This is a genomic window from Vallitalea pronyensis, from assembly GCF_018141445.1.
GTDB lineage: Bacteria > Bacillota > Clostridia > Lachnospirales > Vallitaleaceae > Vallitalea > Vallitalea pronyensis.
The window spans coordinates 599194-611195 of sequence record NZ_CP058649.1 but is presented as its reverse complement, the minus strand read 5'-3'; the positions used below and the strand labels follow the sequence as shown (position 1 = coordinate 611195).

9 protein-coding genes are annotated in these 12002 nt (G+C 37.0%); 2 read left to right on the top strand and 7 right to left on the bottom strand.

The window, feature by feature from the left end:
- Positions 1–2: 2 nt before the first annotated feature.
- A complete protein-coding gene (locus tag HZI73_RS02540) occupies positions 3–941 on the bottom strand; it encodes a GNAT family N-acetyltransferase (protein WP_212696692.1) in 939 nt (312 codons plus the stop codon).
- 157 nt (positions 942–1098) lie between these two features.
- A complete protein-coding gene (locus tag HZI73_RS02535) occupies positions 1099–1998 on the bottom strand; it encodes a helix-turn-helix transcriptional regulator (protein WP_212696691.1) in 900 nt (299 codons plus the stop codon).
- Between the two features lie 143 nt (positions 1999–2141).
- Between HZI73_RS02535 and HZI73_RS02530 the strand changes: the two genes are divergently transcribed.
- Positions 2142–4031 (top strand): right-handed parallel beta-helix repeat-containing protein, encoded by a 1890-nt coding sequence (locus HZI73_RS02530; RefSeq protein ID WP_246552331.1) that lies wholly within the window; start codon positions 2142–2144, stop codon positions 4029–4031.
- 238 nt (positions 4032–4269) lie between these two features.
- Here HZI73_RS02530 and HZI73_RS02525 read toward each other — a convergent pair whose 3' ends face one another.
- From HZI73_RS02525 to dnaX, 5 genes are all read right to left on the bottom strand, one after another.
- On the bottom strand, positions 4270–4992 hold the full coding sequence (locus tag HZI73_RS02525) for a DUF429 domain-containing protein (protein WP_212696690.1): 723 nt from the start codon (positions 4990–4992) through the stop codon (positions 4270–4272).
- A gap of 583 nt (positions 4993–5575) precedes the next feature.
- Complete coding sequence (recR, locus tag HZI73_RS02520) at positions 5576–6175, bottom strand: recombination mediator RecR (protein WP_212696689.1); 600 nt, start codon at positions 6173–6175, stop codon at positions 5576–5578.
- A gap of 128 nt (positions 6176–6303) precedes the next feature.
- Positions 6304–6651 (bottom strand): YbaB/EbfC family nucleoid-associated protein, encoded by a 348-nt coding sequence (locus HZI73_RS02515; RefSeq protein ID WP_212696688.1) that lies wholly within the window; start codon positions 6649–6651, stop codon positions 6304–6306.
- Between the two features lie 329 nt (positions 6652–6980).
- Entirely contained in the window at positions 6981–8048 is a 1068-nt protein-coding gene (gene cobT / locus HZI73_RS02510; RefSeq protein WP_212696687.1) for a nicotinate-nucleotide--dimethylbenzimidazole phosphoribosyltransferase, read from the bottom strand.
- 139 nt (positions 8049–8187) lie between these two features.
- Positions 8188–9783, bottom strand: a complete 1596-nt coding sequence (gene dnaX / locus HZI73_RS02505) for a DNA polymerase III subunit gamma/tau (RefSeq protein WP_212696686.1) — start codon at positions 9781–9783, stop codon at positions 8188–8190.
- 395 nt (positions 9784–10178) lie between these two features.
- Between dnaX and HZI73_RS02500 the strand changes: the two genes are divergently transcribed.
- The gene (locus tag HZI73_RS02500; RefSeq protein WP_212696685.1) at positions 10179–11921 is read left to right on the top strand and encodes a DUF4091 domain-containing protein; all 1743 of its coding nucleotides are present in this window, start codon (positions 10179–10181) and stop codon (positions 11919–11921) included.
- The last annotated feature ends 81 nt before the right edge of the window (positions 11922–12002 follow it).

Sequence of the window (12002 nt, the reverse complement as noted above, 5' to 3'; positions counted from 1 at the left end):
ATTCACAGTAATGCTTGCATTTTCTGAATAAACCACTTAAACGCTTCTTCCGATTCATAAGGTGAGGGTTCTGTCAACCGATAATCAATAGGTGCACTAGGGAAATCATCATCCAGGTATCTTGGAAACAGATGCACATGAAGGTGAGGCATTGAATTGCCATGTATTTCATAATTAACTTTAACAGCTCCAGTCACTTGATGCAAAGCTTGTGCTGCCTTTTGCACATCCGTCATAAAATTAGCCATATCTTCTCTTGCCATATCATAAAAATGCTCAGAATGCTGCTTACTAAGCACATGGCATTTACCAAAGAGTTTTCCCTGTGCTTCTGGGTGGCATTCGACCCACGAATAATCTAATTCTTTTATGAGGATAGGCGGGTATGGTGGTTCCTGTTTTTGACAGACCGGGCATTGAGCCTTATCTGCCCATGTTGTGTATGTATCAATATGATAATGAAAACTGTGACCTTTTTTTCTATCATTTGCAGGAATAGTCATCTTACAGATTAGGTTGTTGTATTCATCAAAACGTAATTCATCCGTATCCCTAAAACCATATTTTTCATATACTTTTCGAGCAGGGATTCCTGGCGCATAGTCTTTTGGATATGTTTCCACTGTGATGTCCTGGCTCCAATCAAGCTGGTTAATGGCACAGTTAAGTAATTTTCCTCCTACACCTTTTCCACGATGCTGTTCAAATACACCAAACCATGCGATGCTGTTATGTTTCCTTGAAAAACTAATGATACCAAGACAAGCATCTGTCATTCTGTCCATTGCGACGATGGCTTCATTTCCTTTTAAAGCCCGAATCACATATGCTTGAAATTCTTCATTATCTGCCATATCAGGTACACGGAATACATGAGCCACCTCCTTGGCAAGCTTAATCCATTCTGCCTTATCTTCTATTACTCCAGATCGAATTAACATATTACCCCTCCTTTTTAAGCTATATAAATACCATAAAACTTTGTTAACCTTCTAGTATTTTATCATTATAGTATATCATATCATGTATAAAAAAAGCATATACCATTGGAATCTCAAACATAGTGTTCATGCTAAAATAGTCCTAAAGATTGTAGCTTTACCACTCATTTAAAGGTCGTTGATAAAGCTTACGATAATTTCTGGGTGTCATACCTATACGCTTTTTAAACAGTGTATAAAAATAAGAGGGGTGTTCAAAACCACAATCATAAGCAATATCTGCAATGACTTCTTGTTCTTTTATAAGCATTGCTTTGGCATGATCTAATCGTACCTTAATGATATACTCGTTCATTGTCATACCTACGCTTTCCTTAAATATATGATGAAAATACGACGGACTTAGGTGCACCATACGGGATAAGTCATTTAATGTCAATTGAGACTTAAAGTTTTGATGGATGTAACCAATCGTATCTTGAATTTTTTTATAGTGTAAAATAGAGCCTTTCCCACAAGCTATAGCCCTAGAATGATCATATATTTGAAGTAATATGGTTGTTAGAAGTGTATGCATCCTAAGCTCATTAATGGGTGATGATTCTATAAATGCATGATAAAGTGATTGAAAGAGTTGATGATAAAGCTCTGGATCAGGTAAGTGTATTAAATGAGGTATGGATTCCATAAAACCATTTGTAATAAGCGGATGGATAGGCTTAGTTGTGGAAAAAGAATAATCCTTAGGTATACTTTTACGATAATTATATAAATCAAAACAAACCAAATAACAATTATAAGCTGCTATGCCTTGAACCACTTCCCCTGGTTTTCGTAGAATAATTGAATTTTTATGGATTTCGAACCTTTCTCCATTAATAACCATCTTTCCCTCATTACTATCCACATAAAATTCCAACTCATAGTCAAAACATACCCGTTCGTTCATTGGTGTGTTTGGTTTTAGGCTGTTAGTCGATACAAAAAAAGTGGATGTCAACACTCTTGGTTGCATGCTCATTAATGATGGTGTCGTTGATTCGGTTTTATTTTCCATATGCGTATGACCTCCAATCAGAAGATAGTTAACTTTTTTCATATAATAGATTATATACAATTTCCCCTTAAGTTGCTAGTATAAACTTACATAGAATACTTTCAATCCAAAAAGCAATTAACATCCATGAGAAAGGACATGATATGATGATCTATTATGTATCCAATCAAGCGACACAAACGGGCACTGGAACAAAGGAAAGCCCATTTTCAACCATATCTCAAGCGGCAACAATGGCTCAGCCTGGTGATGAAATCATTGTAATGGAAGGTATCTACAGAGAATGGGTAAATCCTGTTCATGGCGGTGAGTCTGACGAGCGGCGGATTGTTTACCGAAGCAATGAAGGTGATAAAGTTATCATTACAGGGTCGGAAATCATCAATAACTGGAAGGCACAAGGCAATGGTGTATGGAAAGTTGAGATCGATAACAGCTTTTTTGGTCATTATAATCCCTTTGTGGATGAACTCTATGGTGATTGGTTTGATGATCATGGTTATACCCACCATACCGGCGAAGTTTTTATTAACGACCATGCATTATATGAGGTACCTACACTTGAACAAGTTCTCAAACCGGAAGAAGGTGACAACCCTGACCCTTGGTTTTCTTATAAATGGTTCTGTCAATCGGATAAAGCCACAACAACCATATGGGCAAATTTCCATGACATGAATCCAAATGAAACACTTGTTGAAATAAGTGTCAGACCCTATTGTTTCTGGCCAGAAAAGACAGGCGTAAACTATATTACGGTGTCAGGTTTCATTATGAAAAATGCTGCAACACAATGGGCTCCACCTACAGCGCTTCAGACCGGCTTAATCGGCACCCATTGGAGTAAAGGTTGGATCATTGAACATAACACCATTAGCAATTCTAAATGCAGTGGTATAAGTATTGGTAAAAAGCAAGACCCTTATGATAACGAATGGTCAAAAAATGCTTCTAAAGGTGGTGCGCAAACCTTTACCGAAGTGGTTTTTAATGCGCTGCGTGATGGTTGGCATAGGGATACAGTAGGAAGTCATATCATTAGACATAATGAAATTTTTGATTGTGGTCAAACAGGTATTGTTGGCAGTAAAGGCTGTATTTTTTCTCAGATATCCAACAATCATATCTATAATATTAATAGCAAAGGTGAATTCAGTGGTGCAGAACTTGCCGCAATTAAGTTACATTGCCCTATTGATACACAAATTATAGGGAATAGGTTACACCATAGTGCCAGAGGATTATGGCTTGATTGGGAAACACAAGGGACACGGATTTCGCAAAATATTATGTATGACAATAACATTCAAGATTTGTATATCGAAGTTTGTCATGGCCCATGTATTGTGGATAACAACATTTTCCTCTCGGAAGATAACCTCCGCTATCAATCCCAAGGAACCGCTTTCATTCATAACCTGTTTTGTGGAAAACTAACCATTTGCAATGAGCTACGCCGTTTTACACCTTATCATTTTCCACATGAAACAGATATTCTGGGGGTTATGGTCATTTTAGGTGGTGATGACCGTGTTTATAACAACATTTTTATGGGTAATCATAGTGATGATTCTGCTTTTGGTACAACAGAATATGATAAGTATATCACCGTTGATGAGTTAAACCAATCAAAAACTGATGATAAGCCTTTGTCAAATGATGTGACTTCCATACCAATTGAAGTGTCTAACAACATTTACCTTAACAATGCCAAGTGTTTTAGAAAAGAACATCATCCTACAATGATTAAAGATGCTCGTGGGTATGTTGACTTGATTGAAGATGCTAATGGTCTGTCTTTTAAAACCAATCTGGGAAACTATATGAAGAAGTCTCAACTAGGTATCATTAATACCGAAGGATTAAAACGATCTTTTCAGTCACAACAATTGTTTGAAAACCCTGATTTAACCCCCATTATTTTTGATCGTGACCTTCTTGGCGTCAAAAGAGATTCTGCTCCAACCGTTGGACCTTTTGAGAATCTTATGGAAGGTGAACATATAATAAGGATACCTTCTGTGTTAGTATAAATGTAATAAGTGGACTTGTGTCGATACCGTAGACACAAGTCCAAACAATTTTATTATATATAATTAATCTGACTATAGTTTTTCTTAATCTAAGCTCTTTTCAATGGGCCATTATATATCTTAATAACTTTAGCATATCCAGCAATCTTGCTTCCTTCATGAATATTAATTATTTTGCCTTCCTAAAGACAATTTTGATATGCTTCTGGAGTAATAAAGGTAATAGTGCCTAACGTTATTATACTTTAGCGTATCTATATTTATCTCTTACTTTCATCACAGGTAAAGTAACCTCTCCCTCTCTTACATCACCTACAAAACAAACGTGCTTTTTATAAACACAAAAGGCTGTATAAGCTGCGATCAAAGCATCTAGTTTATCTGATTTAGCGTCTTTAGACCCCGTAACTAATGTTTGAAATTTCTTAACACCTAGTTTTTTAAGTATATCTATTCGTTCATTTAATCCTCTGTCTGTTTTCTTATTAGCGGGAATGTATTCTAATGTTGTGACAAAACTTGCATGAGGAAAAACTTCTACAAATCCCTTATTTACAGAATTTATGTTTTCACTATGAATGAGTGAATACCCTAGCTTTTCTAGAGCATCATATAACTCAAATCCTTCTAGCATCCAACCATTCCAACCTGTAACGCCCTCTATTTTTCCTGGTGTAGAAAATGGTTGAATGTTTCTTCTGGATAACTCATATTCACATACTTTCTTATTAAAATGCCCCTTTAAGTTTGGTTTTAACTTCTCTCTATAATTATCATCATTCATAAATCCTTTATTGAGCTTATAGGGAGCATCAACAGCAATAATGGATGGAGCTGTTTCCTTTACAACATGCGTTAACTCTTTTCTATCCATAAACTCTATTCTATGAACATCTAATGTATCAGTAATGATTGCCACTGTATTATTACGTAGGTGGACATCAATTCCTATGAATTTCATCTATTTATCCTTTCACACTTTATTCAATTTCCATTTTCCTTCAAGGTTGATATTTTATCCTTAAGAAGACTAGTTATCTGAATACAATTACTACCACAAGCTTTATAAAAATTGAAATAATTATCATTATGCCTAACTTTTTTGATGGTACTCGCGTTCTACAAATTATCATAGTCGGTACACTAAATATGATTAGATCACCAATGATTAAATATGACATTACATTTCTATTAATAAAAAGCAATCCGATTAATGCATAAGATAAACAGCCAAAAAATGTTTCATAATGTTTTTTAACAAAACTCAAAAATTATATCCTCCATTCTTTTTTTATAACTATTAATTCATAATACCTATGAAATTTGTGTAAATTCTTTTGAATGCTCTTTGAGACATAATTAGTATAACATTGAATGACGTATTATTAAAAGATGTAATCTTTATTCTTTGGAAAATAATAAAATCATGGTTATGGATGAGACTTTACTCATCATTACCATGATTTTTAATAAAACTTTTCAATTTGCGAAAAACTTTATACTTTATGATAACAGTTTTCGTGTTTCACATGTTTTACCTTACCCTACAACACAATCCTACCTTCTAAAGCCCTCGATAACGTCACTTCATCCACATACTCCAAGTCCCCACCAATAGGTACACCATTAGCAATCCTTGATACCTTGACATCTAACGGCTTAATGATTTTACTGAGGTACATGGCTGTGGCTTCACCTTCTACGGTGGAATTGGTAGCCAAGATCACTTCTTCAATATCATCTGATGATAGCCTATTCAGAAGTTCCTTAATCTTAAGGTCTGACGGTCCAATACCAATCATAGGGGAAATGGCGCCATGAAGAATATGGTAAACGCCTTTGTATTGCTTGGTTCTTTCGTAAGCAGCCATGTCACGGGGGTCTTCTACCACCATAATGATACGATTATCTCTTTTTGGGCTGCTGCAAATGGGGCACAATTCGGAATCCGTCAATGTACAGCATTGGTTACAGTAATGAATATGTTTCTTAGCATCAATAATAGCTGTAGATAATCGCTCGGCATGCTCTATCGGCATGTCTATAATATGAAAGGCTAACCGCTGTGCTGTCTTGATGCCTACACCCGGTAACCGTGATAGTTCTTCAATTAACTTACCTATTTGATTACCAAAATAGTCCATATTGCCTCCTTACATAGCTCCCATAAACGATTAGCAGTCATGCCTAAGGATAGGGATGACTGCTTTTTCTCATTGTTTTATATGAATACGAGCAATGACGTCTAAATCTCTTAATGATTGTTCAGCGTTTAAAACAATCCTCCAGGCATGTTTAAGCCACCTGTTAATTTGGACATTTGTTGATTCACTTGCTCATCTGCAGTACGCATAGCTTCATTCACTGCTGCAAGAATAAGGTCTTCTAACATTTCAACATCGTCTTCATCGACAACTTCAGGATCAATGCTGACTTTTGTCACTTCTTTTTTCCCTGAAACAACGACTTTTACAGCCCCACCACCTGCAGATGCTTCAAATACTTGGGTATCTAAATCTTCCTGCATCTCTTGCATCTTCTTCTGCATCTTCTGAGCTTGCTTCATTAAGTTATTCATATTGTTAGGCATTCCGCCTCCAAAACCGCCTCTTTTTGCCATTGTAAATCCTCCTTCATAATAATCTTTGATAAATGGTAATTTATCATATATAAGCTATAACATCTTAATTTCTATTGTGTCTTATTCATGGTTACTAACCCACTGTATATTTTACTAATAAACGCAACTGATGACAAGTACTTTTTTACAATCACAATATAAGAGCATCATGCCATAAGTCTTACCTTATGGTTAGGTTGCACATGAACCTACTACAAAACCTAAGCGTATCATAATCATCATCTATTAAATTATATCACAAAAAGGCAAACATATTCCAAAAAGTAAATAATGGTTGACTTTACCCTATACTTTATCCATAATACGCATCACCGAATGTCTACCAAGTAATCCGTATCAATCTTTGCTGATTCAAATGTAACCATATTATTCATCATAGAAAGAGCTGATTCTATGATATGAAAGGCTAATGGACAACCTGTCCCCTCGCCTAAGCGCATGTTCATATGTAAAATGGGTTCTAATCCTAAAGCATCCATACCGCATTTGTACCCAGGCTCTAAAGAATAATGAGACGGAATCATATAAGCCTTTACCAGAGGATTCATGTGACTAGCAAGTAATGCCGCTGCAGATGATATAAAACCATCGATAACAATAGGCACTCTATAATAAGCCGCCCCAATAAAACAACCTACAAGACCAGCAATATCTAAACCACCGACTTTCGCTAATATGTCCAAAGGATCCTTCGGGTTGGGTTGATGAAAATCAACTGCTTGACGAATGACTCTTTTTTTATTCTCCAATGCTTCGTCCGTTAAGCCGCCGCCCTTGCCTACAGCTATATCCTCACTACATCCTGTTAGCACCATCAGTATAGCACTACTGGTACTGGTATTACCTATTCCCATTTCTCCTGTACCTAACAGGTTATACCCTTCATCCACTAATGTTTTGACTGTTTCTATACCAATATGTATGGCCTGAACGGCTTGTTCTCTATCCATGGCAGGACCTTTTGCAAAATTATGGGTGCCATGCATTATTTTTTTATGGATAAGCTTGGGATGTTCCAGAGCACCTTTTATACCCATATCAATGACTCTGATTTCTGCGCCTGCCTGTTGACTGAGTACACTGATACCCGTTAAACCATTTAACATGTTAATGGTTTGAATGGCTGTTACATTCTGAGGGGTGGAACTAACCCCTTCTTCAACTATACCATTGTCCGCTGCCATAACTACGGTACATTTTTTGTTAATGACATTATGCTGTTTACCTGTAATTCCTGCAATCTGGATAGCCATGTCTTCAAGTCTGCCTAAACTTCCAAGGGGCTTTGCTAAGCTATTCACCTTAATCTGTGCATCTTCTAGTGCTTTTTCATCCAGCTTATGAATGGATGCTAAGATATGCTTTAAATCAATCACCTTATATCTCCTTTTTATCAGCCATTAATGTATACCAAAATCAATTGTACTCTTTATGTCATCCCTTATTTTTCCATACCCTACCTACTTGTAATCAATAGAATCTTGTGTATTCTTTCTATACATTCTAAAACCCATACTATAAAATCTCAACATCCAGATTAACCTTTGATGTGATACCTTCATAATTATTCTGTACCTGATCTGTATGGGTGGATGACCCTTCACCACTTAACATCTTGTATTCTTCTGAATCGATGATTTTAAGATCAAATTGTTTATTTCCCATGGTTTCTAATGCTGTGTTTATCTTATCCATGACTTCCTCTTGGGACAGGTACTTTTTACCTACATCATCTTTACAAACAATATACAACCAGCCATCTTCCACAAAAGTAGGTTTAGCATCACGCATCAGCGCTTTGCCAATACCACTAAATTGCTCCACCAGATTCTCCCAGCGTTTAATGGCTTCTTTGATATCTTCTGGAACAGCTTTTGACAAAGGTTTTATGTTAGGCACCGTTTTTTTTTCTGGCTCCTTATGGGCTACTTGATGTTGTGTTTGAATAACCTGGACACCTTTTTCTAGTTTTTCTTCTAGATCTTTAATACGCTCCAGCAAGCCCATAGCCGAATTGTCCATGGATGGCTGACAGAGTTTCATCAGCTCTACTTCCAACAAAATCCGTTTGTTAGAAGCATATTTAATTTTTGCCTCTAACTCGGAAAAAATCTTAATATAATAGATAATGGATTCTTCCGATACATGATCGGCTTGTTCTTTAATGGCTGCCATGTTTTCTTTGGACATATCCAGTATCTGTGAACCATCTGTAACGGATTTCAAGACCAATATATTGCGCAAATGACCAATTAAATCCATGATAAATTGATTGATATCCCGACCTTGCCTAACCATTTGCTGAATAAATTCCATACATGTCTTAGCATCTTTCTGACCAATGGCATCCATCAGGTCGATAAAAATCTGTGTGTCCACTGCCCCCAGAATATCCAGAACTTTATCAAGGGTAATGGCCTGTCCCAGATAAAAGGCAATGCACTGATCCAATATACTAAGGGCATCACGCATGGAACCATCTGCCACTTTAGCAATATAGCGAATGGCTTTATCTTCTATGGTAATCTGCTCTTCCTGCATATAGTATGTCAAGGTCTCTGCGATGGTACTGATGCCGATCCGTTTGAAATCATAGCGCTGACAACGGGATAAAATAGTCGCTGGAATTTTATGAGGTTCTGTTGTAGCTAAGATGAAAATAACGTGACTAGGCGGCTCTTCCAAGGTCTTAAGCAAAGCATTAAATGCACCAGTAGAAAGCATATGAACCTCGTCAATAATATATACTTTGTACTTACCCTCTGTGGGTGTGTACTTGACTTCTTCTCTAATTTCTCGAATATTGTCTACGCCATTATTAGAGGCAGCATCTATCTCAATAATATTCATGCTTCTGTTTTCGTTAATAATCTCACATACAGCACACGTATTACAGGGACTCCCATCCACAGGAGATAAGCAGTTAACTGCTTTACCAAATAGCTTGGACATGGTTGTTTTACCTGTTCCTCGTGTACCGCAGAACAAATAGGCATGGGCGATTTTATCTGCCTTAATCTGATTTTTTATTGTTTGAACGATATGTTCTTGTCCCATGACACCCTCAAAGGCTTTTGGACGCCATTTTCGATATAGGGCTGTATATCCCATATTTACACTTCCTTCTCTAACGATTCAACGGATTCCTATATAGATTATAACACATAATAACTGTGAATTAAACATGTGTTCCCCATCTCATGATTTTCATTATAATCTATTTCTTGAATCAAGACCACCTTTTCCAAAAGCGCAATTTTGTTCATATAAACAGCAACATTGATACTACCAAATCACAGCCATCTTATTATAATAAACCTATAAGAACATGCTACTGGAACATGTGCTTCCACTATGACATGTCTAGAGTACAAAGCGACTATGTCGCGTCTTGCAAAGCAAGTTGTTGCGTTAGGAAAGTTTCCTTGACGCATATGAAAACGCTTCTATTTCATATGCTAAATTCAGAGGACTTTCCTATAAGATAAAGAAAGGATGAACACATCATGGAATTAACTTATCGGTTAGAAGATGAAAGTTACAAATACGTATATGGCAGTTATATGGTACCTAATAAAAAACAGTCTCCCCCCTTCCCCAAACAGTACTGTTGTAAAAACGACTGGGCTGTGGCCCAATTAATTTTACGAGCAGATGTAGCCATGCAAGTCAATGTCAGCGGCGAGGCTTGCTTTTATCCCAAAGGTGCTCTTGATGAAATACGTGTTGCTGTGGATGTACCCGGTATTGACCCATCCCAGATAAAAGTTCAATTGGTTGGACTTATAAAAGACGATGATCACCAATACAAGTCTGATTTACTCATGGATGAAGGCAACATATTTGTTGAAGCAGAAAAAGAACAAGCCATTTGGATTCAAATAAATGTAGGGGAAGATATAAAACCGGCTACTTACAACGCTTCCATTAAACTGTACCATAAAAACCTATTTGAAGATGAGACCTTAATGGGTGAGACATCCTTTGAACTAGACGTATTAGATATGGTACTTGATGATCCTAAGGATTATACGTTCCACTTGGACCTATGGCAGCACAACAGCAATATCGCTCGTAAATACCAAGTACCTCTTTGGAGTGACGCCCACTTTGCGATTATAGAAAACTATGTGAAGTCATTGGCCGAACTTGGTCAAAAAGCCGTTACCCTTGTTGTTTCCGAAGTCCCTTGGTCCGGTCAAGACTCCATGTACGATAAAATCAATCCATCCAATTTCTATGAATACAGCATGGTGCAACTTACACTTGAAGAGTCTGGTAACTGGGTTTATGACTTTAGTGTTTTAGATCGATATCTTGACCTATGCGCTGTTTATGGTATTGACAAAGAAATTGAAGTTTTTGGGCTAATCAATATCTGGTTAGCTGAAGATGCGGGCTTTGGTAAAGTCATAGAAGATGCTTCGGATGCCATTCGGCTACGTTATTACGATGCTGCACAAGGCACCTATCGGTACATGCGGAAAAAGGCTGATTTAGCAGCTTATGTTAAAGCTCTAGAAGGCTTCTTTAGAAAGAAAGGTGTCCTTGAGCGGGTAAGACTTCTAGCTGATGAACCATCTGATCTTGACGTTTTTATAGATAAAATCAACGAAATGAAAGCACTAGCCCCTGGATTCCATTATAAGGTTGCTATTAATCATATAGAATTTATGGGGAAAAACATTCCTCATGTGGTGGATTACTGTCCTTCCTTAACATGTGCCTGCGATAAATATGATGAACTGGTGGATGTACAAAAAAATGTTAATGGTTCAGTCACCTATTACGTCTGCTGCGTACAAGCCTATCCCAACACATTCCTTCGTTCGCCAGCCATTGAATCTAGAATTATACCTTGGATAGCATGGGTGCTGGGGCTGGATGGTTTCTTGCGGTGGAATTATACTGTATGGCCAGATAACCCAATCAATCACTTATCGGTCCATTATCCCAATTGGCCAGCAGGGGATACTAATTTTGTTTACCCTGGAAAAAATGGTTCCCCCATGTTAACCATACGGTATATGAACCTTAAGCGTGGGATAAGGGATTATGAAATTATTCGTCAATACGTGCATCAATACAATGCTCAAGAAGAAGTCAAAAACCTATTAAAAAAAGTTTTCTATTGGGAACATACAGCGGATATGAACCATAAGCAGCCAAAAGACCTCTATGCCTTTGACCAACAAGCATACAATAACATCATTCACCATATGCTCACCAAACTCAGTGCTGACTCTTAATACTTATAAAAGTACCTATGTTTAACCAGCTATTAATAACACTTGCATATCATAGAGAGCTGGACATCCATCGTCTATAAT

Bases quoted from the DNA above. Each gene is read 5' to 3' on its own strand.
- HZI73_RS02540 (WP_212696692.1), bottom strand. From the start codon at position 941: ATGTTAATTCGATCTGGAGTAATAGAAGATAAGGCAGAATGGATTAAG.
- HZI73_RS02535 (WP_212696691.1), bottom strand. From the start codon at position 1,998: ATGGAAAATAAAACCGAATCAACGACACCATCATTAATGAGCATGCAA.
- HZI73_RS02530 (WP_246552331.1), top strand. From the start codon at position 2,142: ATGATGATCTATTATGTATCCAATCAAGCGACACAAACGGGCACTGGA.
- HZI73_RS02525 (WP_212696690.1), bottom strand. From the start codon at position 4,992: ATGAAATTCATAGGAATTGATGTCCACCTACGTAATAATACAGTGGCA.
- recR (WP_212696689.1), bottom strand. From the start codon at position 6,175: ATGGACTATTTTGGTAATCAAATAGGTAAGTTAATTGAAGAACTATCA.
- HZI73_RS02515 (WP_212696688.1), bottom strand. From the start codon at position 6,651: ATGGCAAAAAGAGGCGGTTTTGGAGGCGGAATGCCTAACAATATGAAT.
- dnaX (WP_212696686.1), bottom strand. From the start codon at position 9,783: ATGGGATATACAGCCCTATATCGAAAATGGCGTCCAAAAGCCTTTGAG.
- HZI73_RS02500 (WP_212696685.1), top strand. From the start codon at position 10,179: ATGGAATTAACTTATCGGTTAGAAGATGAAAGTTACAAATACGTATAT.